20 protein-coding genes and 1 pseudogene are annotated in these 23,317 nt (G+C 72.6%); 11 read left to right on the top strand and 10 right to left on the bottom strand.

Annotated features, from left to right (window positions below; all coding sequences use genetic code 11):
- Positions 1-105: 105 nt before the first annotated feature.
- Positions 106-1,401, bottom strand: a complete 1,296-nt coding sequence (locus ACQZOG_RS14535; RefSeq protein ID WP_430741548.1) for an MFS transporter — start codon at positions 1,399-1,401, stop codon at positions 106-108.
- Positions 1,398-2,804 carry an NAD(P)-binding domain-containing protein gene (locus tag ACQZOG_RS14530; protein ID WP_430741547.1) on the bottom strand — a complete coding sequence of 469 codons (1,407 nt, stop codon included), beginning with the start codon at positions 2,802-2,804 and terminating at the stop codon, positions 1,398-1,400. The genes ACQZOG_RS14535 and ACQZOG_RS14530 overlap by 4 nt, the downstream gene beginning before the upstream one ends.
- Before the next feature lie 110 nt (positions 2,805-2,914).
- Here ACQZOG_RS14530 and ACQZOG_RS14525 point away from each other — a divergent pair, with 110 nt between their 5' ends.
- From ACQZOG_RS14525 to ACQZOG_RS14515, 3 genes are all read left to right on the top strand, one after another.
- A complete protein-coding gene (locus tag ACQZOG_RS14525; RefSeq protein ID WP_030587652.1) occupies positions 2,915-3,976 on the top strand; it encodes a flavin-containing monooxygenase in 1,062 nt (353 codons plus the stop codon).
- A 42-nt stretch (positions 3,977-4,018) separates the two neighbouring features.
- Positions 4,019-4,396 (top strand): ArsR/SmtB family transcription factor, encoded by a 378-nt coding sequence (locus tag ACQZOG_RS14520; protein ID WP_030587655.1) that lies wholly within the window; start codon positions 4,019-4,021, stop codon positions 4,394-4,396.
- A 264-nt stretch (positions 4,397-4,660) separates the two neighbouring features.
- On the top strand, positions 4,661-5,146 hold the full coding sequence (locus ACQZOG_RS14515; protein WP_037643062.1) for a hypothetical protein: 486 nt from the start codon (positions 4,661-4,663) through the stop codon (positions 5,144-5,146).
- 17 nt (positions 5,147-5,163) lie between these two features.
- Here ACQZOG_RS14515 and ACQZOG_RS14510 read toward each other — a convergent pair whose 3' ends face one another.
- From ACQZOG_RS14510 to ACQZOG_RS14495, 4 genes are all read right to left on the bottom strand, one after another.
- The gene (locus ACQZOG_RS14510; RefSeq protein ID WP_203587285.1) at positions 5,164-6,240 is read right to left on the bottom strand and encodes a hypothetical protein; all 1,077 of its coding nucleotides are present in this window, start codon (positions 6,238-6,240) and stop codon (positions 5,164-5,166) included.
- A gap of 215 nt (positions 6,241-6,455) precedes the next feature.
- Entirely contained in the window at positions 6,456-7,517 is a 1,062-nt protein-coding gene (locus ACQZOG_RS14505; protein WP_058917493.1) for an ArsO family NAD(P)H-dependent flavin-containing monooxygenase, read from the bottom strand.
- The gene (arsB, locus tag ACQZOG_RS14500; RefSeq protein ID WP_033276274.1) at positions 7,514-8,632 is read right to left on the bottom strand and encodes an ACR3 family arsenite efflux transporter; all 1,119 of its coding nucleotides are present in this window, start codon (positions 8,630-8,632) and stop codon (positions 7,514-7,516) included. The genes ACQZOG_RS14505 and arsB overlap by 4 nt, the downstream gene beginning before the upstream one ends.
- Positions 8,629-8,937: an ArsR/SmtB family transcription factor gene (locus tag ACQZOG_RS14495; RefSeq protein WP_030587673.1), complete on the bottom strand. Its 309-nt coding sequence runs from the start codon at positions 8,935-8,937 to the stop codon at positions 8,629-8,631. Before ACQZOG_RS14495 ends, arsB begins: the two co-directional genes overlap by 4 nt.
- A gap of 91 nt (positions 8,938-9,028) precedes the next feature.
- Between ACQZOG_RS14495 and ACQZOG_RS14490 the strand changes: the two genes are divergently transcribed.
- Together ACQZOG_RS14490 and ACQZOG_RS14485 are read left to right on the top strand one after the other, a co-directional pair.
- The gene (locus tag ACQZOG_RS14490; protein ID WP_037643059.1) at positions 9,029-9,463 is read left to right on the top strand and encodes an arsenate reductase ArsC; all 435 of its coding nucleotides are present in this window, start codon (positions 9,029-9,031) and stop codon (positions 9,461-9,463) included.
- 102 nt (positions 9,464-9,565) lie between these two features.
- A pseudogene (locus tag ACQZOG_RS14485) lies at positions 9,566-10,222 on the top strand (SAM-dependent methyltransferase); the annotation flags it as partial.
- A 3-nt stretch (positions 10,223-10,225) separates the two neighbouring features.
- Here the strand turns inward: ACQZOG_RS14485 and ACQZOG_RS14480 are convergent.
- A complete protein-coding gene (locus ACQZOG_RS14480; protein ID WP_354793768.1) occupies positions 10,226-11,173 on the bottom strand; it encodes a DUF6215 domain-containing protein in 948 nt (315 codons plus the stop codon).
- A gap of 296 nt (positions 11,174-11,469) precedes the next feature.
- Here ACQZOG_RS14480 and ACQZOG_RS14475 point away from each other — a divergent pair, with 296 nt between their 5' ends.
- Both ACQZOG_RS14475 and ACQZOG_RS14470 read left to right on the top strand, forming a co-directional pair.
- Positions 11,470-12,150 (top strand): response regulator transcription factor, encoded by a 681-nt coding sequence (locus ACQZOG_RS14475; RefSeq protein ID WP_106963356.1) that lies wholly within the window; start codon positions 11,470-11,472, stop codon positions 12,148-12,150.
- Entirely contained in the window at positions 12,147-13,475 is a 1,329-nt protein-coding gene (locus tag ACQZOG_RS14470; RefSeq protein ID WP_261676031.1) for a sensor histidine kinase, read from the top strand. The genes ACQZOG_RS14475 and ACQZOG_RS14470 overlap by 4 nt, the downstream gene beginning before the upstream one ends.
- On the opposite strand, the gene ACQZOG_RS14465 is transcribed toward ACQZOG_RS14470, so the two are convergent.
- A complete protein-coding gene (locus ACQZOG_RS14465) occupies positions 13,381-14,907 on the bottom strand; it encodes an aromatic amino acid ammonia-lyase (protein WP_359521172.1) in 1,527 nt (508 codons plus the stop codon). The two genes, ACQZOG_RS14470 and ACQZOG_RS14465, sit on opposite strands and share 95 nt — an antisense overlap.
- A 62-nt stretch (positions 14,908-14,969) precedes the next feature.
- Here ACQZOG_RS14465 and ACQZOG_RS14460 point away from each other — a divergent pair, with 62 nt between their 5' ends.
- From ACQZOG_RS14460 to ACQZOG_RS14445, 4 genes are read left to right on the top strand one after another with little or no spacing between them, the layout of a single operon-like run.
- Complete coding sequence (locus ACQZOG_RS14460; protein ID WP_359521173.1) at positions 14,970-16,544, top strand: FAD-dependent oxidoreductase; 1,575 nt, start codon at positions 14,970-14,972, stop codon at positions 16,542-16,544.
- The gene (locus ACQZOG_RS14455) at positions 16,541-17,611 is read left to right on the top strand and encodes an alpha-hydroxy acid oxidase (protein ID WP_359521174.1); all 1,071 of its coding nucleotides are present in this window, start codon (positions 16,541-16,543) and stop codon (positions 17,609-17,611) included. The genes ACQZOG_RS14460 and ACQZOG_RS14455 overlap by 4 nt, the downstream gene beginning before the upstream one ends.
- Positions 17,608-18,972, top strand: coding sequence for a cytochrome P450 (locus tag ACQZOG_RS14450; protein ID WP_037643053.1), 1,365 nt, complete (start codon positions 17,608-17,610; stop codon positions 18,970-18,972). The genes ACQZOG_RS14455 and ACQZOG_RS14450 overlap by 4 nt, the downstream gene beginning before the upstream one ends.
- Positions 18,969-20,255: a cation:proton antiporter gene (locus tag ACQZOG_RS14445; RefSeq protein WP_033276283.1), complete on the top strand. Its 1,287-nt coding sequence runs from the start codon at positions 18,969-18,971 to the stop codon at positions 20,253-20,255. The genes ACQZOG_RS14450 and ACQZOG_RS14445 overlap by 4 nt, the downstream gene beginning before the upstream one ends.
- Positions 20,256-20,315: 60 nt before the next feature.
- Here the strand turns inward: ACQZOG_RS14445 and ACQZOG_RS14440 are convergent, their stop codons facing one another.
- Positions 20,316-21,758 (bottom strand): class I adenylate-forming enzyme family protein, encoded by a 1,443-nt coding sequence (locus ACQZOG_RS14440; RefSeq protein WP_058917490.1) that lies wholly within the window; start codon positions 21,756-21,758, stop codon positions 20,316-20,318.
- Positions 21,751-23,295, bottom strand: a complete 1,545-nt coding sequence (locus ACQZOG_RS14435) for an NAD(P)-binding domain-containing protein (RefSeq protein WP_430741546.1) — start codon at positions 23,293-23,295, stop codon at positions 21,751-21,753. The genes ACQZOG_RS14440 and ACQZOG_RS14435 overlap by 8 nt, the downstream gene beginning before the upstream one ends.
- Between the last annotated feature and the right edge of the window lie 22 nt (positions 23,296-23,317).

The following is a 23,317-nucleotide window of genomic DNA, read 5'->3' as shown; positions in this document are numbered from 1 at the left end:
GGCCTCCTCGGATCGGTGCAGATGTCGCAATCCACACCGAACCCGGAGGCCCTCACCCGTTCAAGAACCCAGCACGCGTGTCACCAACGTCCCCGGACAGCACACCTAGCGGCTCGTTCTACGGAAGACCGGGAGTGAGCGCCGCTTCACGGACCGTTTGCGAGAGTCCCTCAGCGACGTTCGGGGGATGCCTGTCCATGGCGCGGTGAGGGCGGCGGCCACCGAGACGGAGGCGAGGAGGAGGAAGAGCGGTCCGTAGCCGCCCAGGGGTGTGGCGAGGGCGGCGCCCGCGAAGGGGGCGAGGGCTGCGGCTGTGGTTGCCGGTGCGGCGAGGATCCCGGAGAGGCGTCCGTAGTGGGTGGCGCCCCAGCGGTCGGTGATGGCGGTCGCCTGTAGCAGAGTGAGGTTGCCGCGGACCATGCCAGCCACGACCGACACGGCGATGAGCAGGGCGTACGGGCCGGGGACGGCGGCGAAGGCGGCGGTGGTCAGGCCGCCGAGGGCAATCAGGATCGTGGTGCGGGCGGTGGCGGCGGTGCGGCGGGCGAGGGCTGCGTACAGGGTGCGGCCGAGGGTCTGTCCGGCGCCACCGATGCCGAGGGCCCAGGCCGCCTGGCTGGTGGTGTACCCGCGTTCCAGCAGGAGGGGGACGAGGGCGACGACCACGGCGTACATCGCGAAGGCCGAGAGGGTGAAGGCAGTGGCGAGCAGGAGGAAGGGTCGGCTGCGCACGACCCCGGCAGCACCTGCGCTTGTGCCCGTGCGTGCCGGGGCGGTTGCGGGGTTGGGCCAGGGTGCGCGCAGGGCAAGGGCGTGGGCGGGGATGGTGACGGCGGCGAGGATGCCGGCAAGTACGAGGTAGGTGTAGCGCCAGGACAGGTGGCCGGCGAGGGCTGCGGTCAGGGGTGCGAAGGCGGTAGAGGCGAGGCCGCCGGCGAGGGTGACGATCGTCAGCGCGCGCACGTGGTCGGGGGCCCACCAGCGGGTCAGAGCAGCGAACGCCGGCTGGTAGAAGGTGGCTGCCATGGCGAGGCCGGCCAGCGTCCAACCGGCAATGAAGACCGGGATGTTCGGGGCCGCGGCCACGATCAGCAGGCTGACCACGCCGACCACAGACCCTGTGGTCATGACGGCGCGGGGGCCTCGCCGGTCGAGGATGCGCCCGACGCGGATCCCGGTGAGGGCGGAGACGACGAGGCCGAGGGAGAACGCCGCGGTGGTCGCCCCGGCCGGCCAGCCGGTTTCGCTGGTGATCTGGGGGTTGAGGACGGGAAAGGCGTAGTAGACGATGCCCCAGCTCACGATCTGCGTGGCGCACAGGGCGGGCAGGACTGCGCGGGGCCGCGACCGGTCCCCCGATCCGGTCGCGGCCCCGTGTGGAGGGGTGCCCAGGGTGGTCACGAGCCGCAGCAGCCGCCTGCCGGTGCCTCCTCGCCAGCCGTCGCCGCGGCCGTGGCGGGGGCTCCGAGCTGGACGAGCTGCGGAGCGGGCGCGCAGCAGCCACCACCGTCGGCCTCAGCGGCGTCGGGGGCGTCGAAGAGGCCGGCGCCGCCGCAGACTCCGGTCTCGGGCAGGGTCAGTTCCACGCGGTCGGCGGACTCGAGGTCACCGGCGATCGCGGCGGCCACGGAGCGGACCTGCTCGTAACCGGTCATCGCCAGGAACGTCGGGGCACGGCCGTAGGACTTCATCCCGACCAGATACACGCCCTGCTCGGGGTGGGAGAGCTCGCGGTGGCCGTGCGGGTAGACGGTGCCGCAGGAGTGCTGGTTGGGGTCGATCAGCGGAGCCAGGGCCACGGGGGCCTGGAGGCGCTCGTCGAGCCCGAGGCGGAGTTCGTCGAGGAAGGACAGGTCGGGGCGGAAGCCGGTCAGCACGATGACCTCGTCGACCGGGTCCAGGCGGCGGCCGTCCTCGCCGACCAGGACCAGGCGGCCGTCGTCGGCCCGCTCGATCGCCTCGGTGCGGAATCCGGTGACCGCGTCCGCGTGGCCCTCGTCGACGGCGGCCTTGGCGGCCAGGCCCAGGGCGCCGCGGGCGGGGAGCTGGTCGGCTTCGCCGCCGCCGAAGGTTGAGCCGGAGATGCCCCGGCGCAGGATCCACACGCCCTTCGTGCCCGCGCCGTCGTTGGACTTGGCGAGGTCGGCGAGGTAGGCGAGAGCGGTGAACGCGGAGGCGCCGGAGCCGATCACGGCGGTGCGCTTGCCCGCATACCGGCCGCGGACGGCGGGGTCCTTCAGGTCCGGGACGCGGTAGGTGATCCGGTCGGCTGCGGCCTTCTCACCGAGCGCGGCAAGGCCGCTGCCGCCGGCCGGGGACGGCGTGGTCCAGGTGCCGGAGGCGTCGATGACGGCGCGGGCGAAGAGACGCTCCTCCTGGCCGTCGGCGTGGGCGACGTGCACGACGAACGGCTGCTGCTCGCGGTCGGTGTCCACGATCCGGTCCCTGCCCGTCCGGGAGACGCCGGTGACGGTGGCTCCGGTGCGGACGCGTTCGCCGAGGACGTCGGCGAGCGGCTGCAGGTACTGCTCGGCCCAGTCGCCGCCGGAGGGATAGGTGGCGGGGTCGGGGCGCATCCAGCCGGTGGGGGCGAGGAGCTTCTCGGCGGCGGGGTCGACGACCTCGCCCCAGGTGGAGAACAGGCGCACGTGAGACCACTCGCGCACCGCGGCGCCGACGGCCGGGCCGGCTTCCAGGACCAGGGGTTCGATGCCCTGGTCGATGATGTGGGCGGCGGCGGCCAGGCCGGCGGGTCCGGCTCCGATCACGACGACGGGCAGCTCGGTGGTGGCGGGCGCGTTCACGGCGACTCCTTGCGTGTTTCGACATCTGTCGATGGCTTGCGCGGCCCAGCATGGCACCTGTATTGATGAGCGTCAACATAGACATTCGTCGAACTCAGGGGGATTCGCTGATGGAGCACATCGACGTCGCCGTGATCGGCGGTGGTCAGTCCGGCCTCGCCACCGCCCACGCGCTGCTGCGCCGCGGGCTGCGGCCGGTGGTGCTGGAGGCCTCCGACCGGGCGGCCGGGTCGTGGCCGCACTACTACGACAGCCTCACGCTGTTCTCGCCCGCCCGGTACAGCTCCCTGCCCGGGATGCCGTTCCCCGGCGCCGACCGCGACCGCTACCCGCACCGCGACGAGGTCGTCGCCTACCTCACCGCCTACGCCGGCCGCCTGGACGCAGAGATCCGCACGGGCTGCCGCATAACTGCGGTCCGCCGCACCGGCGACGGCTTCGCGGTGGAGCTGGAGGGCGGCGGCCGACTGTCCGCGCGGGCCGTCGTGGCGGCCTCCGGGACGTTCGGACACCCGCACCGGCCCGCGCTGCCAGGCCTGGAGGAGTTCACCGGGCAGGTGCTGCACGCCGCCGACTACTGCAGTCCGGCCCCCTTCTCCGGCTGCCGGGTGGTTGTGGTGGGGGCCGGGAACTCCGCGGTGCAGATCGCCGCCGAGCTCGCCGAGACCGCCCACGTCACCCTCGCCACACGCGGGCCGGTGAAGTTCGCCGCTCAGCGCATCCTCGGCCGCGACCTGCACTTCTGGACGGTCCGTACCGGTCTGGACACGGCGCCCCTTGGCCGGTTTCTCGCGCGCCCGCCGGCCCAGCCGGTTCTCGACGACGGCCGTTACCGGGCCGCCCTGGCCGCAGGCCGGCCCGACCGGCGGGCGCTGTTCACCGGCGCGGTCGGGCCCAAGCTCCTCTGGCCGGACGGACAGCGGGAGGAGGTTGACGCAATCGTGCTCGCCACTGGCTACCGCCCCGACCTGCCCTACCTCGCCCCTCTCCACGGCGCCCTGGACGACGAGGGAACCCCCCGGCACCGCGAGGGCCTCGCCACCGCTGTGCCGGGGCTGGCGTTCGTCGGGCTGGAATGGCAGCGCAGCCTGTCGTCGAACTCGCTGCGCGGCGTCGGCCGGGACGCGGACCGCGTCGCCCGGCGCCTCGCCGCCCATCTCGCGCGCCGCTGACGGAGCTCTCGGCACTGGTTCGATGTGTGTCAACATAGACGCATGTCGAATGCGAAGGTGCTGCCGCTGCTCGAGCCCGCCGACGGCCAGGGCGTGGCGCCCTGCTGCCCGCCGCTGACCGAACGCCCGATGACCGCCGACGAGGCCGAGACCGCTGCGCGGATGTTCAAGGCCCTCGGTGACCCGGTCCGCCTGCGGCTGTTCTCTGCCGTGGCCTCCCATGAGGGCGGCGAGGCGTGCGTGTGCGACATCTCAGACGTCGGCGTCTCCCAGCCCACCGTCTCCCACCACCTGAAGAAGCTCAAGGAAGCCGGGCTGCTCACATCCGAGCGGCGCGGCACCTGGGTCTACTACCGCGTCGAGCCGTCCGTGCTCGCCGCCATGGGCCAACTGCTGGTAGGTGCATCGGCTGTGTCCTGACCACACTCGGACGCCCGTAACGCCCAGGGACGCTGTGGCGGCGGGCAGTTACCAAAAGCGATAGTGGACGAGGCGGGCGGTTGCCATCCTGACGGGATGGAGGAAGCAGAAGACCGGTTGAGCCTGCCCCGGCCTCGCTGGGCAAATGCCGAGATCGCCGTCTGGGGCGGTGCCAGCGAGGACGATCTCGCCCTAGCTGGCGGCTATCTGCGAGTCGCCGAGACCGGCGCCCGACACTGGATCGCCCACGGCCCGGACGACCGGATGCCCCTGCCGATCCTCTACAACTACCGGCACAGCATCGAACTGTCGCTGAAGTGGCTAATCCGCAAGGCCGCCCAGTGCGCCCTGCGCGAGGGCTACACAGGAGAAGAAGACCTCAGCCCTGACCAGTTGGACAAGCGTCTGCGCACGCACAACATCAGGAGACTGGCGGACTGCCTCAACCGGTACCTGGCCCTGCTGGACCTGCCCAAGGTGGAACAGCGCATCGACCCGGAGTCCTGGAGTCAGCTGAACTGGCTCGACAGCGAGGATGCGACAGGAGAGACCTACCGGTACGCCGTGGTCGGCCACGGCGCCGGCCGGGCTCCCGCCCGGCCCGTGCAGCAGAACGTCAACTTCTACGAGCAGGTGAACGAGCTGCACAAGCTGGCGCACCTGCTGTGGGGCGGCTACTCGGCTTATCTCGGTGAGTACGAGAACTGGCAGATCGAGTACATGGAGGCCATGGACACGCCTGGCTACTGAAGCGGTGCGTGCTGTCGCTACGGTGTCGGCTTCTTGTGGCGGGTGAGGAGCTCGGTGAAGAAGTCGGAGATGACTTGCGGGCTGTCGGGCCGGGTGAGTTCCCAGCCGCCGAAGCGGTAGATCTCATAGCCGGCCAGCCGCAGGCGGCGGTCCTCGGCGACCATCTCCGAGTACAGCCTGGGCGAGGCGGCGTACGTGGTGCGGCCGTCCGCGCCGGTGGGTTTCTTGATGCCGTAGTGGTGGGCGCCGTCGACCTCGATCACGATGCGGGAGCGGTCGGGGGCCAGCAGCAGGAAGTCCATGCGCTCGCGGTGCAGGGCACCGCTGTGTCCGCCGCTCTTGCGGGTGTAGGGGTCGTAGTGCAGGTAGACCTGCGGGATAAGGGCGGGCAGGTCGAACCCGTCGGGTTCGGCGTAGCGGGCGCAGTACGTGCGCAGGACCGTCTGCTCTGGCAGGGAATCCAGGGAGCGGTACAGCCGCCGGTACAGGGCATCGGCGGCCTCCGGTTCCTCGGTGTCCGGCATGTGGTGCGCCTGCCACCAGGTGACCATCTGCCGCCAGGTCAGGCCCTGTAGCGGCAGTGGGTCCTTGTACACAAGGCAGTTCTCGGCGTTCCGGACGATCTCCACCTCGTTGCTCACCGCGTCCCGCAGCACGATCTGCGGCTTCGGGCCGACGGCCGCGAAGATGAGGTTCTTGAAGGTGCCACGGGGGCCGTTCTTGAAACGCTGCTCGTACTCGGCCTCCTGCAGGTCCTCCAGGGCCTGCCTGGTCGGCCCCAGCAGCTCTTCGATGCACTCGCGGCGCGCCTGCCATCCGCCGCCTCCGGACATGTCGTTCTTGCGCCAGTAGTCGTAGAAGCCGCTGTGATGGCGAAACGGCAGCTGCGGCGACTCCAGGCCCAGGCGTTCGAGGACCGCTCGGTGTGCTTTGACGGCGAGGACGACTTCCTCGTCATTCATCCGTTCGTCGTGGCGTGTGCCCCGGGCGACGAAGTCCTCGTGCAGCAACCGGGTCAGCGCCACGGCCACGTCCAGGTCCGGGCGGTCGGGCAGGGGACCGAACCGCAGGGACTCCATCAGCTCGACATCCAACTGCCATAGCTGACACACCCATTCGCCCGGCCTGTGGTCAGGCCAGTCCGGGTGCTCGTCGGGCCTGTCGCGGAAAAAGTCGTCTGTCTGCATGCGTGCGCATCCCCCTGCCCCACGGCGCCGTCGGGAGGAATTGTCGCTGGTGTCACTGACAAGGGGGAGCTGTACGCAACGGGGTGAACAGGGCGGTGACAGCGCGGCGGCCGCTCCGGTGCCTACGTGAGCAGGCCAGCGACTTCGCGGGCGGCGTCCCGTGCCGGGCGGCCGACGCCGATGAGGGTGGCCGAGGCCGGGCCGGTCCAGTCGCCGTAGCCGAGCAGGTGCAGCCGCGGCTCGCCGAGGGCACGTGTCCCGTCGGTGGGGATGTGGCCGCGCGGGCCGCGCAGGTTCAGCGGGGCGAGGTGGGCCAGTGCCGGGCGGAAGCCGGTGCACCAGACGATCGCGTCCGCGTCGCTCTGGCTGCCGTCGGCCCACCGGACACCGGCAGCGGTGAGCTGGGTGAACATCGGCTTCGCGGTCAGGAGTCCGGCGTCGCGGGCGGCGCGGACGGGCGGCACGGCCACGATGTCGCCGAGCGAAGCCACCCCACCGGTGTCGTTACGGCCGGCGTCGAGGGCGCGGCGGCGGGCGGTGGCGACATCGAACAGGGCACGGCCGTCGATGTCGTCCGGCAGGAACCGCGGCGGGCGCTGCGTCACCCACGTCACCTGGACACGGCCGTCCAGGGCGAGGTCGGCGGCGATCTGGGCGCCGGAGTTTCCGCCGCCGACCACGACGACACGCTGGTCGGCGAAGTCGGCCGGACAGCGGTAGTTCACCGTGTGCAGCTGCCGCCCGGTGAAGGTACTGCGGCCGGGCACGGCGGGCAGAAACGGCCGCGACCAGTTGCCGGTGCCGCTGATGACCGCACGGGCCCGCCAGGTGCCGGAGTCCGCTTCGACCAGGAGCCGGTCTGCATCACGGCGCACGGCGTCCACGCGGGTGCCGTGCTGGACGGGCAGGTCGTAGCGCTTTTCGTAGTCGGTCAGGTAGTCCACCACGTACCCGGCGCCCGGGTACGTCTCGCCTCCTTGGGCGGGCATGAGGCGGCCGGGCAGCGAGGAGTGCGCGGCCGGGGAGAACAGGTGCAGCGAGTCCCACATGTGCTGCCAGGACCCGCCCGGCGCCGCCTCGGCGTCCAGGATCACGAAGTCGAGACCTTGGCGGCGCAGGTGGTAGCCGGCGGCGAGTCCTGCCTGGCCGCCGCCGACCACCACCACATCCGTGCGCTGGGTCACGGGGCCGTCGTCACCGCGTCGGCGGCGAACTTCCGGCGCCAGGAGAGCGCGACGTAGACCAGGCCGATGAGCACCGGTACTTCGATGAGCGGGCCGACGACGCCGGACAGGGCCTGGCCGGAGGTGACGCCGAAGGTGGCGATGGCGACCGCGATGGCCAGCTCGAAGTTGTTGCCCGCCGCGGTGAAGGCGAGGGTCGCGGTGCGGTCATAGGCCAGACCCAAGCCCTTGCCCAGGAGGAAGGTCCCGAAGAACATCACGGCGAAGTAGACCAGCAGCGGCAGCGCGATCCGGGCGACGTCCAGCGGCTGCGAGGTGATGGTCTTCCCCTGGAGGGCGAAGAGAATGACGATCGTGAACAGCAGCCCGTACAGCGCCCACGGCCCGATCTTCGGCAGGAACCGCTGCTCATAGTCGGCGCGGCCGAGCTTCTTCTCGCCCAGGCGGCGAGTGAGGAAGCCGGCCAGCAGCGGGATGCCGAGGAAGATGACCACATTCAGCGCGATCTTCCACATGGAGATGTCGAGGTGCTCGCCGTCGCCCAGGCCCAGCCAGCCGGGCAGCAGGTCGAGGTAGAACCAGCCCAGCAGGCCGAACGCCAGGACCTGGAAGACCGAATTGAGGGCGACCAGGACGGCGGCGGCCTCGCGGTCGCCGCAGGCCAGGTCGTTCCAGATGATCACCATGGCGATACAACGGGCCAGGCCCACGATGATCAGACCCGTGCGGTACTCGGGCAGGTCCGGCAGGAAGATCCACGCGAGCGCGAACATGACCGCCGGGCCGACGATCCAGTTGATGACCAGCGAGGAGGCCATCAGCTTGCGGTCGCCGGTGACGGCGTCGAGCCGGTCGTAGCGGACCTTCGCCAGCACCGGGTACATCATGATCAGCAGACCGAGCGCGATCGGCAGGGAGATCCCGCCAATCTCCACCTTCGCGAGCGCGTCGTTCAGGCCAGGGATGAGCCGCCCCAGACCGAGACCGGCGGCCATGGCGAACAGGATCCACACCGCGAGGTAACGGTCGAGGGTGGAGAGCTTTTTGACGATCGAGTCGTCCCCGGCCGCCTCAGCGCTCTGGGCGCGGGAAGCGGTGGGCTCGGTGGAGGTCACGGGCAGGCCCTCTTGTTCTCGGCGGCTGTGCGGGCGGATTCGGCGAGCGCGGCGAACTGTCCGGACAGGTCGGCCAGGACGTCGGGCTTGAGCTTGTAGTAGGTGAAGCGGCCGCACGGCTCGGTCTCCACCAGCCCGGCCTCGCGCAGCACCTTCATGTGGTTGGACAGGTTGGTCTGCTTGGCCCCGGTCTCCTCCACCAGATGCGTGGTGCACAGCGTCTCGCGCGCCAGCAGGGTCACGATCTGCAGCCGGAGCGGATCGCCCAGCGCCCGGATCACATCAGGATCGACTGAAGTCAGCATGCGCTGATACTGTCACATCACCGTTCGCTGATACCAGCGGATGTTGATGTCATGGGTGGCGTGCAGCCGCCGCGAGACGGGAGAGCCCCTCATGCCCGAGAGCCCCGGCACGAAGCCGTCCGTCCTGTTCGTCTGCGTCCATAACGCCGGCCGTTCCCAGATGGCCGCCGCCTGGCTGACCCGCCTTGCCGGGGACCGCGTCGAGGTCCGCTCCGCCGGCTCCAACCCGGGCGAGCAGGTCAACCCGGCCGCCGTCGCCGCGATGGCCGAGGTCGGCATCGACATCTCCGCCGAGGTCCCGAAGATCCTCACCGTGGACGCGGTGAAGGAGTCCGACGTGTGCATCACCATGGGCTGCGGCGACACCTGCCCTGTCTTCCCTGGCAAGCGCTACCTGGACTGGAAGGTGGACGACCCGGCCGGACAGGGCGTCGAGGCTGTCCGCCCGATCCGCGACGAGATTAAGGCCCTGGTCGAGGATCTGATCGCCGAGATCGCCCCGGCCGAGCCAGAAGCGACTGCGTAAGCGGAGTAGCCGACGTCGTCATCGCGCGCACAGCCCTGTCACTCAGGGGCCCTGCTGGCGTAGGAATACCGCAGCCCTGGAATACGTGCCTGGTACCAGCTGTTCGCCGCCGTCGTCCGGCTGCAGCGGCGGTTCCTCGCGCGGGCCGTGCGCTTCCTGGTGCGGGAGGCCGGCATTAGGCAGTTCCTGGACGTGGGCGCGGGACTCCCCACCGCCGACAACACGCACGAACTGGCCCAGCGCATCGCACCCGAGAGCCGCGTCGTCTACGTGGACAACGACCCGCTCGTGCTCGTGCACGCCGAGGCGCTGCTCGCCGGCAGCCCCGAGGGCGCCTGCGCGTACGTCGACGCCGACGTCCGCGACCCGGAGCGGATCCTGGCCGAGGCGGCGAGGACGCTGGACCTCGGCCGGCCGGTCGCGCTCACCATGCTCGGGATCATGGGGCAGATCTCCGACGCCGACCGCCCGGCCGAGCTGGTGAGCGCCCTGCTGTCCGCGCTGCCGCCGGGCAGCTACCTGGCGCTGAGCGACGGCACGGACACCAACGAGGCGCTGAACCGCGCGGTCGAGGCGTACAACCAGCAGTCGGCCCACACCTACCACCTGCGGTCGCCGCAGGAGATCGCCTCGTGGTTCGCCGGGCTCGAGCCGGTGGAGCCGGGGGTCGTCCCCACGGCCTCCTGGCGTACGGATCCGGGCGACGACGCCACGGAGGCGCCCGACGTCTCCGTCGCGGGGGTGGCTAAGAAGGCCTGAACCTCAGTCCTGGTCCCGCGTCCCCCGCGTGATCCCGGGCAGGACGGCCTCCGCGATGTCGACGAGGGCGCTGTCCTCCGGGAGGAGCCCCGACTCGCTCCACACGGTGAGGTCGTAGGAGCCGCCCCGGTCCTTCCCGTCGAACGCCACGGTCAGCGTCCGGGCGAGCGGCCCCTGCTCCACCGGGCCGCTCGCCCCCTCGCCGCTCCCCAGGTCGAACTGGATCTTCATCATGTGGTCCGAGGTGAGCAGCGCGGGCCGCCCCAGCACGGTGAGGTTCCGGGCGTCCCTGCCGTCCCCGTACCTCGTCAGCTTCGCGTACTGGGCGACCGTCAGCTGGTTGTACGTGGCCGAGAGCTCCACGGTGTACGTCTCGAACTCGACCCTCGCCTCGGGCTGGGCGACCTTCCGGTCGGTCAGCGGGGCGGTGTTGTCGGTGCCGGAGGCGTACACCGACCTCTCGGTCGGGGTGCCCAGAAGTTCGGGCAGTTCCGGCCGGTTGAGCGCGCGGCACAGGTCCGCGCCGGTGACGGCCTCGGGCGTGCTCCGGTAGGCGCCGGGCAGCTTCTCGTCCTCGTCGAGCCGGCACGCGGCGGGACGGGAGGCCCCGGTGGCGGCCGTGCCGTCCTCCGGGAGCTTGCCCTCGATCCACAGGGCGCCCCCGATCACCGCGAAGAGGCCGATGGCGAAGAAGGCCTGGGCGAAGGCGTTGGGCTTCTTCTCGGCGGGGCGCCGCACCGCGGGCGCCACCGGCGCCGGGGCGACGGGCGCCGAGGGAGCGGGCTCCGTCACCTCGTCCGCCTCGGGCGCCGGACGGCGGCGGGCGCGCAGGGCGTGGACGACCACGCGCACGCGCAGCGCCGCCCCCAGCAGGAACACCGCGCCGATGACGGCCGGCACCCATCCCTCCCCGTCGACGAGGGCCATGTAGAGGATGCGTACGCCGAACACCGTCCCGACGGGATGATCAGCGGTTCGCGGACCCAGAAGGGGAGGAGACGGACGAGGAAACCGAGCATCCGGTGATCTCATCAGGCACAAGATCACTGCAGCTGTGACGGAAGCCATAATTCCGCGCCGCTACCCGATTGTGATGAATCGGTGAAGGCGCTCGGCGTCGCCGACGGCGCGATCCTTTCCTTCGTCGGCCTGTGATCCTGTCCCCTTGCTGTCAGTCGTGTGAAAGCGGAACTCCCCATCGGCGCACGGGCGTTGAAGCGCCCGAGACTGCGGCGAGGGAGGTCACAGTGACGCTTGAGCACGCACGCGATCCCTGGCGCCTGTTGCTGGTCGAGGACGACCGGGAGATGGTCGAGCTGCTGACCGAGGTGCTTCGGGACGAGGGGTACGCGGTGGACGTCGCGACCGACGGGCAGCGGGGCCTGCACCTCGGCCTCACCCGCGCGTACGACGTCCTCGTCATCGACCGGCGGCTGCCCGTGCTGGACGGGCTGGGCCTGCTGCGGCGGCTGCGGTCCCGTCCGGTGCGCTCCCCGGTGCTGATGCTCACCGGGATGTGCAGTGTGCCCGACCGGGTGGACGGACTGGACGCCGGTGCCGACGACTATCTGGCCAAACCCTTCGACCTGGACGAACTCGGCGCGCGATTACGGGCGTTGTGCCGCCGTTCGCGGGACGTCACCGACGTGCTGCGGATCGGATCGGGGCAGTTGCACGTCGGCCGGCGGGAGGTGGAGCTGCCGGACGGGGAGCGCGTCGCCCTGGCGGGGCGGGAGTTCGAGCTGCTGCACACGCTGGCCGTGCGGCCCGACGCGGTGTACACCCGGTCGGAGTTGCGCCGGCTCGTCTTCGAGGAGACGCACGCGCCGTCGCTCGTCGACACGTACGTCTACTACCTGCGGCGCAAGCTCGGCCGGGGCGCCGTGCGGACGGTGCGCGGGCTCGGCTACCGGCTGGGGGCGTTGTGAGCCGGCCGGGGCGGGCCGCCGAGGACACGGTGGTGCGCCGGGCGCGGCTGCGGATCGTGTGGACCACCGGCGTCGTCGTGACCCTGCTCGTCACCCTGGTCGGGGCGGTCGCGTACACGGTGATGACGCACGCGCAGGACGCGCAGGTGCGCCGCGAGGTGCGCTACGGCGCCGCGTACGGCGACCCGGAGCGGCCCCCGGGGTGCATGTGGCTGTACGGGCCGGGCGGTACGAGGGCTTCCGACGGGCCCAAGGGCTTCCCTCTGTGGGCCGACCTGGACCGGGTGCGGCTGACCGGTGAGCCCGTCGAGCGCACGGTGCGGCGCGGGGGCGCCGCGTACCGGGTGCGGACGCAGCTGCGGCGCGACGGGGACGTGGTGCAGGCCGTGCTGGACCTGCGGCTCCAGCTCGCCGACCGCGACCATCTGTGGCTCGCGCTGGGTGCCGCCGAGGGGGTGGGCCTGGTGGCCGCGGTCGCCGCCGGGCTGGTGCTGGGGTGCCGGGCGGTGGCGCCGCTGGCCGAGGCGCTGGCGCGGCAGCGGCGGTTCGTCGCGGACGCCAGCCACGAGCTGCGCACGCCGGTCACCCGCGTGCACACCCGGGCGCAGATGCTGGCGCGCGGCGCGGTGCGGGACGGGCTGCCGGCACGGCACCGGGACGGTCTGGCCGCCGTGGTCGCCTCGCTCGGGCGGCTCGGGGAGGTGCTGGACGACCTGCTGTCGTCGGCGACGCTCTCCCCCGGACAGGCGTGGGCGGCGACGCGGCGGCGGGTGGATCTGGTGGCGCTGGCGCGGGCGGCGGCCGACGAGGAGGCGGACCGGGCGAGGGAGCGGGGACTGGCCGTCCGGGTGGACGGTCCGCCGCATCCGCTGTGGGTCGACGGGGTGGCGTCCGCCCTGCGCCGGGCTGTCGGTGAGCTGCTGAACAACGCCGTCACGCACACCCCGCCGGGCGGGAGCGTCGTACTGACGCTGACCCGCGGGGACGGGGCGGTGGAGCTGACGGTCGCGGACACCGGGAGGGGCTTCGAGGCGGGTGAGGCGGAGCGGCTGTTCCGCCGCTTCCACCGGGGCGGCGGCGGCCGCTACGGGCTGGGGCTCGCGCTGCTGCGGGAGGTCGTCACGAGCCACGGCGGCACGGTGGCGGCGTCGGGGCGGCCGGGGCACGGCGCGCGGTTCACGGTGCGCCTGCCGCAGAGCGCGCCGTCGCCCCCGGTGTCCGCGGAGCGGGTCAGGGCGTGGCACGGATGGCGAGCAGCCGTGCCGCTGTCCGGACGTCCTCGTCCAGTGGCCGGTCCGGGTCGACCGGATCGATCGCGGCGATGAGCGTGTCGAGGATGTCACCGCACCGGGGCGCGGTGGGCCGGCGCGCGCCGACATGGACGGCCTGCCGCAGCCCGAGGGCGAGGGAGCCGCACAGCAGGTGGAGGAGTTCGGCCATGTCGTGGGCGCGCAGGGCGCCTTGCGTGCCGAACGGGACGACGTCCTGGTTGTGCAGGTTGGTCGGCAGGCTCTGCATGGCCGCGGGGGTGGCGTTGCGGCGGATCTCGGCAACGAAGGCAGTGGTCGCCAACTGGACGCCTTGCAGCCCGTGTTGGATTCCCGGTTCGGTGGCGAGCATGGGCGGCAGGCCGCCGTTGCGGGCCGGGTCCACCAGCAGGTCGAGCTGGCGTTCGGCGAGGTTGCCGAGCTGTGCGGTGACGGAGGCGAGCAGGTCGGCGGCGAACGCGGCCGGCTGCCCGAAGAAGTTCCCTCCGTGCACGGCCCGCCCCTCCTCCGCGCCGTCCGGCCCGCCCTCCGGGAGGAACAGCGGGTTGTCGCTGACCCCGGCGAGGTCGGCGGCGACCACGCCGTCGACGTACCGCAGTGCGTCCTGCGCCGCGCCGAGCAGCTGCGGGGAGCAGCGGATGCTGTACGGCTCCTGGAGGGGACGCGTGCCGGACGGCGCCGTCCCCGCGAGCAGGGCCCGCATACGGGCGCCGGTGTCGGCGGCGCCGGGATGGCCGTAGGCGGAGAGCAGGCCGGCGTCGAGGAAACCGGGGTCGCAGCCGAGCAGGTCGGCGAGCAGGCAGGTCAGTTCGGTGAGCGACCGCAGGGCGGTGCGGACGGTGGCGTGGGCGAGGGCCAGGGCGGCGGTGGTGACGGAGGTGCCGTTGACGAGGGCGAGGGCGTCCCGGCCGTCGAGAGCGAGGGGGCGCAGTCCGCTCGCGGTGAGGGCGTCGGCGGCGGGCATGCGGCGGCCGTCCACGTAGGCGTGGCCCCGGCCGCGCAGCGCCTGGGTGGCGTAGGCGAGGGGGATCAGGTCGCCGCTGGCGCCGACGGAGCCGTACCGGGGCACCGCGGGGGTGAAGGTCGTGGCGAACATGTCCGCGAGCCGTTCGACGACGTCGGCGGAGACCCCGGACAGGCCCTGGGCGAGGGACCGGGCGCGCACCAGCAGCGCGGCGCGCACGATGTCGTGGGGCAGGTCGGGGCCCTGGCCCGCGCCGAGGTGCGCGAGGGTGTTGTCGCACTGGTCGGCCTCGTCGGCCCGTCCCGCGTAGCCGACGAGGGCGCCGAATCCGGTGGTGGCGCCGTAGATCTGCCGTTCCCCGTCGCCGTCGTGGCCGTCGCGCAGGGTGCGGAAGAGGCGGCGGCCGCGATCCAGGCGGGCGCGGGCGGCGGCGTCCACGGTGACGGTCAGCGGCCCGGCGGCGCGGCGCAGGGCGGCGGGGTCGAGGGGGCCGGTGAGGGTGACGGTGTCCGTGGTGGTCAGCACGCCGGGAACGCTAGGCGGGCCGTCTCAGAGCACTTTGAGATCCGCTGGATAGCTTCCCCGCCATGGCGCACGACTACTTGATCATCGGAGCGGGGCCGGCGGGGCTGCAGCTCGCCGCCTTCCTGGAGCGCGACGGCGCGGATTACGTGGTTCTGGAGCGCGGCAGCGGTCCGGGCACGTTCTTCACGCGGTTTCCCCGGCACCGCACACTCATCTCGATCAACAAGGTGCACACCGGATACGAGGATCCGGAGCTGCGGCTGCGGATGGACTGGAACTCCCTGCTGAGCGACGACCCCGGCCTGCTGTTCACCCGGTACAGCCGGCGCTACTTCCCGCCGGCCGACGACATGGTCCGCTATCTGGCGGACTTCGCGGAACGCACCGGCGTACGGGTGCGGTACGACACCGCCGTGGAGCGGATCTCCCGTGACACGGACGGCTTCACGGTGACGGACTCCGCCGGCACGGTCCGGCGGGCGCGGCGCGTGGTGGTGGCGACCGGGGTGCCGCTGCCGAACGTGCCGTCGATCCCCGGCATCGAACTCGCCGAACGCTACGACACGTTCGACCCCGACCCGGAGTCCTTCACCGACCAGCGCGTCCTGATCGTCGGGCGGGGCAACTCGGCCTTCGAGACCGCCGACAGCCTGATGGAGACGGCGGCCGTCATCCACGTGGCCGGCTCCGGCTCGCTGCGTCTGGCCTGGCAGTCGCACTACGTGGGCCATCTGCGGGCGGTGAACAACAACTTCCTCGACAGTTACCAGCTGAAGTCGCAGAACGCGTTGCTGGACGGGCGCGTGGTGGAGATCCGGCGGGACGGGGACGGCTTCCGCGTGCCGGTGGCGTTCGAGCGGGTCGACGAGGTGGTGAAGGACCTGCGCTACGACCGGGTGATCGTGGCGACCGGTTTCCGCTTCGACTCCTCGGTGTTCGACGGCAGTTGCACGCCGGAGACAGTGGTCGACGGCCGCTTCCCGGCGATCACCCCGGTCGGGGAGTCCGTCAACGTACCCGGTCTGTACTTCGCCGGAACGCTCACCCAGGGCCGTGACTTCAAGAAGTCCACGACCGGATTCGTGCACGGCTTCCGCTACATGGTGCGCGCCCTGCACCGGGAGCTGCGCCGGCGCCATCACGGCGAGCCCTGGCCGGTGACGGAGCTGGGCGGGGACACGGAGGCGGCCGTGGACCGGATCGTCGAGCGGGTCAACCGGTCGTCGGCGCTGTGGCAGCAGTTCGCCGTCCTGGGCGACCTGCTGCTGCTCGCCCCGGACGGCACCCTGCGGTACGCGGAGGAGGTGCCGGTGGCGTACGTGCCGGAGGCGGTCCGCGCCGGGCACTTCGGGGAGGTGGCCGCGCACGCGGTGGTCACCCTGGAGTACGGGGCCGACCACGACAAGGTGGACCCGTTCGACGTGTCGGCCGGCCGCCCCTCGCAGCAGGAGGCGACCGGGCTCGACGGCCGGTATCTGCATCCGGTCGTCCGCTGGTACCGGGCCGGGGAGTTCACCGCGGAGCACCATCTGACGGAGAACCTGGAGAACGAGTGGGACAGCGAGGACGTGCACCGGTCCCCGCTGCGCGCGTTCCTCTCCGCCCACCGCTCCCCCGTCGCCCCGGTGGCGTCGTGACGCTGCGCGCGCTGCACGAGCGGGCCCGCCAGGTCCTGGACCCGGTGCACCACGACTTCATGGCGGGCGGAGCGGGCGAGGAACGCGTCCTGGCCGACAACGAGCGGGCGTTCGACCGGTACGCGCTGCTGCCGAGGGTGCTGCGCGGCCACGCGCGGCGCGACACCTCCGTGGACCTGCCGGGTGCCCCGGGTGCGGGGCCGGTGGTGGTGGCGCCGACCGCGTTCCACCGGCTGGCGCACCCGGACGGCGAGCGGGCCACGGCCCGCGGGGCGGCGGCGGAGGGCGCCGTCCTGGTGACCGGCACGGCGGCGACCGTCGCGGTCGGCGAGGTGACCGCGGCGGCCCGGGAGGCGGCGCGGGACGCGGCGGTGTGGTTCCAGCTGTCGCTGCACCCGCGCCCCGAGGTCACGGAGGCGCTGGTGCGGCGGGCGGAGAAGGCCGGCTGCTCGGCGCTCGTGGTGACCGTCGACGCCCCGGTGTTCGGGCGGCGTCCCCGTGACCTGCGCAACGGGTTCACGGACCTGCCGCCCGGTTACGCCGCCGAGAACATGCGCGACCTGCCCGGCTCCCCGCCTGGCGGCCTCACCGACATCCCGATGTCCCCGGCGCTGTCCTGGTCCGACCTGGACGCGTTGCTGTCGACGACGGCGCTGCCGGTGCTGGTGAAGGGCGTGCTGCATCCGGCGGACGCGGAGCTGGCCGTCGCGCACGGGGCGGCCGGGGTCCTCGTCTCCAACCACGGCGGCCGTCAGTGCGACGCCGTGCCGGCCGCCGTGGACTGCCTTCCGGCGGTCGTGGACGCGGTCGCGGGCCGGGTGCCGGTGCTGCTGGACGGCGGGGTGCGGCGGGGTGAGGACGTGACCGTGGCGCTCGCGCTGGGCGCGACGGCCGTCGGAGTGGGCCGCCCGGTGCTGTGGGGGCTGGCCGCCGACGGTGAGGCGGGCGTGCGGCGGGTCCTCGCGGAGCTGCGCGACGGCCACGACCACACGCTCGCACTGTGCGGCGGCGGGCGGAACGCGGATCTGACGCGGGACATGGTGGTCCGGAGAGGCGAGGCGCGGTGAGCGGCGGACGGAAGCCGGACACGTGGTGGCTGCCGCGCGGTGTGGTGGCGCTGCGGGTCCGCATCTTCGAGAAGGTGAACGGCGACCGGGTGGTGACGCTGCCGAACGCGACGCACGGCCCGGAGGTGTTCGAGCGGGTGTACGCGCATCCGGCGGCGGACGGCCGCAGCGCCGGCGCCGGGCTGTCCGACCTGTTCTGGTACTGGTTGTCGCCGGGCCCCGAGGTGCATCAGGAGCATCTGGAGCCCGGCCCGCGCTACGAGGACGTGGCGGCCACCACGCGGCGGATGCTCGCGGGCGGGTCCGAGGAGCTGACGGCGGCGGCCGTCCACGCGGTCGCCGGGGTCCTGGACCGGCTGCCCGACGACCGGATCAGCCTGGTGCGGCTGCGCGATCTGGTGATGCCCGCCTGGGCGGAGTTCTGCCACGAGCTGGTGTTCCGCGAGCCGTGTCCGCCGCATGCCCGGAAACTGATCACCGACCACGCGGCGGACGTGATCAACGCCCTGAAATGCACGGGGCTGCGTCACCCGCGCCGCCGAGCCGGACTGACGGCGTATCTGCGTGAACGGCTCGCGGCCGGTGAGGTGCCGCACCGCCTGCCCGAGTCGCTGTCGCCCGAGGAGCAGGTGTTCTACCTCCAGGGGACGTTCTTCAACACGGCCGTCGTGCAGCTGTCGGAGGCGACCGCGCACGTGCTGCTGGCGCTGGCCCGGCACCCCGGGGTGCAGGCGCGGCTCGCGGACGACCCGGACGACGACCGGAGTCTGACGCACGTCCTCGACGAGACGATGCGGCTGTACCCGCTGTTCGGGATCGCGCACCGCATCACCTCGGACGAGATCCCGCTGGACGAGCACACCACGCTGCCCGCCGGGTCGGTCGTCTGCTTCAGCTACCCGGACTACCACGCCACGGGCTACGACCGGCCGGACGTCTTCGACCCGGACCGCTGGACGTCCCTGTCCGCGCGCGACGCCCACCACATCCCGTTCGGGGTGGCCGCCAACCGCCCGTGTCCGGCCTGGCGGTTGTCCCCGCTCGTGCTGCGGGCCGCCGTACGGGAGGTGCTGCGCCGCTTCCGGCTGGACTCCACGGTGTCGCACACCCGCTCCATCCCGCACCGCGCGCCGTGCCTGCTCATCCCGCGTGGTCTCGACCCCGGGACGCGGCTGGCGCCGCTGCGGACCTTCCTGCGGGTACGGGACGGCGTGGAGGACGTCACCCGCGGGGTGCGGCAGCTCGTCCTCGGCACCGTGATGGTCCTGCACGCCCGCCGGCAGCGCCTGGCGGGACGGTACTTCGAACGGACGCCCCCCGACCGGTGCCCGGTCGTCCACACCGGAGGAGACAACGGATGACCCCCACAGAACTCGCCCCCGCGTTCTTCCTCGCCGTCGTGGTGATCCTCGCCGTCTGCAAGCTCGTCGGCGCCCTGCTGCAGCGGGTCGGGCAGCCGCCGGTCGTCGGGGAGATGCTCGCGGGGGTCGTCCTCGGCCCCTCGGTGCTCGGCGCTCTCCTCCCGGACGTCGAGAACGGACTGTTCCCGCAGGAGTTGCGGCCGGTGCTGTACGTGGTGGGGCAGATCGGGCTCGTCGCGTTCATGTTCCGCGTCGGCTGGGAGTTCCGGGTGGACCGGCTGCGCGGGGTCGCCCGGCCGGCCGGGTTGGTCTCGGTGGCCGGCGTGCTGGCTCCGGTGGCGCTCGGCGCGGCGCTGATCGCCCTCGTCGGCGAACGCACGGGCACGCTGGCACCGGACGTGCCGCTGGTGGTGTCCGCGCTGTTCGTCGGGGTCGCGCTGGCGGTGACGGCGTTCCCGATGCTGGCGCGGATCATCTCCGAACGCGGCCTGACCGGCACGCGGTTCGGGTCGCTGGCGCTGGGCGCGGGGGCCGTGGACGACGCCGTCGCGTGGGTGCTGCTGGCGGGGGTGTTCAGCATCTCCGGCGGCAGCGCCGGCCTGGTGTCGCTGGCCGTCGCCGGCGGGCTCGGGCTGGTCGTGGTCCTGGCGGCGGTGGCCCGGCTGCGCGCCCGCACCGTACGGCTCGCCGAGCGCGCCGCGCCGGAGAGCCTCCTGCCGATGCTGGTCGGTGTGCTGTTCCTGGTCGCCTGGTACACCGACGAGATCGGCCTGTACGCGGTGTTCGGCGCCTTCAGCCTCGGGCTGGTGTTCCCGCGCTCGGAGCGGCTCGACGGGACGGTGGAGAAGCTCCGGCCGGTGGGCGTGGTGTTCCTTCCGCTGTTCTTCACCTACTCCGGTCTGAACACCGACTTCGCGCTGCTCGGCTCCGGTCCGGTGCTGCTGCTCACGCTGGGCTGCGTGGTCGTCGCGGTGGTGGGGAAGTTCGGTGCGTGCTGGCTCGCGGCACGGGTGGCCGGGGAGCCGCCGTCGGTGGCGCTGCGGGTGGGGGCGCTGATGAACGCGCGGGGCCTGATGCAGCTCATCGCGCTCAACCTGGGGCTGGCGGCGGGCATCGTCACACAGGCGCTGTTCAGTGCGCTGGTGGTGGTCGCGGTGGTGACGACCGTGATGGCGTCGCCCCTGCTGACCTGGATGGACCGGAGGGAGCGGGCACGGGGCGGGGGCCTGTCCGGGCCCGTGGAGAGCGGGTCGGCGGACCCGGTGAAGCCATTGGTCCGCTGAGCGGACACTGAGGGGCCCCGGCACACACCGTGTGCCGGGGCCCCGCAGTGTTGGCCGCGGTCACCGACCGCGTTCCGCCAAGGCGCGCTTGTCGGGCTTGCCGGCCGGGGTGAGCGGGACCTCCTCGATCAGGGTGAGCCGGGTGGGGGCGGTGGCCTCGCCGAGTTCGGCCGCCACGAGCGCGTGCAGCTCGCCGAGCCGGGGCGTCCGGCCGGGTGCGGGCACCACGTAGGCGTGGACGGCCTCGCCGGTGTGCTCGTCCGGTGCGGCCACGACGTACGCCTCCGCCACCGACGGGTGGGCGGCGAGGACCCGCTCGACGGGGCCGGCGTAGTGGACGTTGGCGTTGACGATGATCACGTCGCGGGCGCGTCCGGTCAGCCAGAGGCGTCCCCGCGTGTCGAGGTGGCCGATGTCGCGGGTGCGGACCCACCCGCCGGTGGTGAACACCTCGGCGCTCAGGCCCGGTTCACTCCAGTAGCCGCAGCCCTGGGAGGGCGTGCGGACGTAGAGCTCGCCGTCGGCGCCGGGTGGCAGCGGTCTGCCGTCGGCGTCGCGCACCTCCAGGTCGACCGGCGGTACGCCCAGGGAGCCTGGCTCGTCGTACGGGGTGGCCATGGAGATCATGCCGGTCTCCGTCTGGCCGTAGCCGTGGAAGACGACCGGTCCGAGGACGTCGGCGGCCTGCCGCAGCCGGGCGGCGTCGACGGGCGAGCCGGACACCATCAGCGCGCGCAGCGCGCCGAGGTCGACGGGCCGCTCCCGCACGTCCGCGACGAGCCGGGTCAGCCGGGCCACGGTGATGACGCTGCCGGTGGCCCGGTGGCGGACGAGGCTGTCGGGGAAGGACGGGTGGTCGTCGGCGACGAGGGTGCCGCCGGCGGCGAGGGCGAGCAGTCCGTACTCCATCATGACCTGGCTGGCCAGGGTGCCGAACACGAGGAACCGCCGCAGGCGCGGGGCGAGTTCGCGGACGGCGGGGGGCCAGCGGTCGGGGTGGGCCGCCCAGGCCGCGGTCATGGCGGCGTAGGTCTGGGCGCACGCCTTGGGCATGCCGGTGCTGCCGCTGGTGTGGACGAGCCGGGCGACGTCCTGGGGCCGGCCCGAGACGTGCGGGCGGGTCCCGTCGTCCTCGGCGGCGAGCAGGTCGGACAGCGTGAGCGCGCCGGCTGCCGTGCCGTCCGGGCGGTCGGTCACCTGGACGGCGGTGTCGGCGAGCAGGTGCTCGCGCTGGGCGTCGGTGAGCCCCGGCCGGACGCCGACGACGCGCGCGCCGGCGGTGTGGGCGGCGAGGACGGCGGCGAACGCCTCGGGGGTGACGCCCAGCAGCAGGGCGACACCGTCGCCGGGGCGGACCCCGCGGGCGCGCAGTCCGTTGGTCACCCGCCTGACCAGTGCGAGGAGTTGATGTCCGGAGACCGCCCGGTCGCCGTGCTCGAAGACGGGGCGGTCGCCCGCCGCCTCCAGGAGGTCGAGCACGGCGCCGGGGAACTGCTCAGCCAAGGCAGGACTTCACGAACGCGGCGAGCGGCTGCCGGTGGACGGCCGGGATGTCCCAGTCGTTCTCCAGGTTCTCCGCCAGGTGGTGGGTGCCGGCGAGCGCGCCGTCGCGGTAGTGCCGCACCACGGGGTGGAGATAGGTGGACTCCATGGCGTGTTCCGGGTCGTTCTCGCGGACGCGCGGCACGGTCACGTCGAACGGGTCGCCGTGGTCGTGGTCGGGCCCGTACTCCAGGTCCACCACGAACCGGTCGCGCGCCGGGCCGAGCCCGCCGTCGGCGACGAAGTCGAGCGGGACTTCCTCCTGGTACACGGCCCGGTCGTCGTGGACGGTGACCACGTCGCCGAGGAAACCGAACTGCTGCCACAGCCCGGAGGACCGGTTGACCCGCTCGACCAGGGCGTCGGCGACCGTCTCGGGCTCGGCGGGCAGGTCGCGGGACGGCCAGGGCGTGTCGTGGTGGCGGGCGCCGAGGATGCGGTGCAGGGCGCGGACGCCGTAGCGGAAGCCGTGGATGAAGCCGTTGGTGGAGCGTTTGAAGTCGCGCTGCTGGGTGAGGGTGCCGGCGAAGTACAGGCCGGGGACGTTCACCGACTCGAAGGCGGAGGTCTGGGCGGGGAAGCGGCCGTCGATCACCGTCTCGGGCGCGCAGGTGTCGTCGAACGGCGAGGCGTCGAAGCGGAAGCCGGTGCAGACCAGAATGCGGTCGTAGTGCAGTTCGCGGAGGCGTTCGGTGGTGCGGGCGTAGCGGAACTCCACCCGGTAGCCGCCGTCCGGCCGCCGTTCGATGCGCTCGACGGTGCCGTCCAGGACGGCGTTCTGCGATTTGAGCTGGTAGCTGTCGAGGAAGTTGTTGTTGACCGCGCGCAGATGGCCCACGAAGTGGGTCTGCCACGCCATCTTCAGCGAGTGCGGTCCGGCGACGTGGATGACGGCGGCCTTCTCCATGAGGGCGTCCGCCGTCTCGAACGCGGAGTTGCCCTTGCCGAGGACCAGGACGCGCTGGTTGGTGAAGGACGCCGGGTCGGTGTCGAAGTCGTCGTACCGTTCGGCTGTTTCGATGCCGGGGATGTCCGGCACGTGCGGCAGGGACACGCCGGTGGCGACGACGAGCCGCCGGGCCTGCCAGGTCCGGCCACCGTCGTCGCGCACCAGGAAGCCGTCGCCGTCGCGGGAGACACGGGCGACGTGGACGCCGTACTCGACGCGGACGCCGGTGCGGCGGGCGAAGTCGCCCAGATAGCGCACCAGGTCGTCGGCGGCCGGGAAGTAGCGCTCGGTGTAGCGGGTGAACAGCAGCTCCGGGTCGTCGGTGAGCAGCGAGTTCCAGTCCATGCGGAGGGCGAGTTCCGGGTCGGTGTACCCGGTGTTGACCTTGTTGATCGAGATCAGCTGCCGATGACGGGGGAAGCGGGTGAAGAACGTGCCGGGCCCGCTCCCCCGCTCCAGGACAACATAGTCGCGTCCCTCCCGTTCCAGCAGAGCGGCGAGCTGAAGTCCGGCCGGTCCGGCCCCGATGACGATGTAGTCGCGCACCATGGACGGGACGCTAACGGGCGGG

Origin of the sequence: Streptomyces sp. P13-3-3, assembly GCF_050571355.1 — a bacterium.
Lineage (GTDB): Bacteria > Actinomycetota > Actinomycetes > Streptomycetales > Streptomycetaceae > Streptomyces > Streptomyces althioticus.
This window is presented reverse-complemented; position numbering and strand designations above follow the sequence as displayed.

What these genes read in the sequence shown, in the direction of transcription:
- ACQZOG_RS14525 (WP_030587652.1), top strand. Translation starts at nt 2,915, where the DNA reads ATGGAGCACATCGACGTCGCCGTGATCGGCGGTGGTCAGTCCGGCCTC.
- ACQZOG_RS14520 (WP_030587655.1), top strand. Translation starts at nt 4,019, where the DNA reads ATGTCGAATGCGAAGGTGCTGCCGCTGCTCGAGCCCGCCGACGGCCAG.
- ACQZOG_RS14515 (WP_037643062.1), top strand. Translation starts at nt 4,661, where the DNA reads ATGCCCCTGCCGATCCTCTACAACTACCGGCACAGCATCGAACTGTCG.
- ACQZOG_RS14495 (WP_030587673.1), bottom strand. Translation starts at nt 8,937, where the DNA reads ATGCTGACTTCAGTCGATCCTGATGTGATCCGGGCGCTGGGCGATCCG.
- ACQZOG_RS14490 (WP_037643059.1), top strand. Translation starts at nt 9,029, where the DNA reads ATGCCCGAGAGCCCCGGCACGAAGCCGTCCGTCCTGTTCGTCTGCGTC.
- ACQZOG_RS14460 (WP_359521173.1), top strand. Translation starts at nt 14,970, where the DNA reads ATGGCGCACGACTACTTGATCATCGGAGCGGGGCCGGCGGGGCTGCAG.
- ACQZOG_RS14445 (WP_033276283.1), top strand. Translation starts at nt 18,969, where the DNA reads ATGACCCCCACAGAACTCGCCCCCGCGTTCTTCCTCGCCGTCGTGGTG.
- ACQZOG_RS14435 (WP_430741546.1), bottom strand. Translation starts at nt 23,295, where the DNA reads ATGGTGCGCGACTACATCGTCATCGGGGCCGGACCGGCCGGACTTCAG.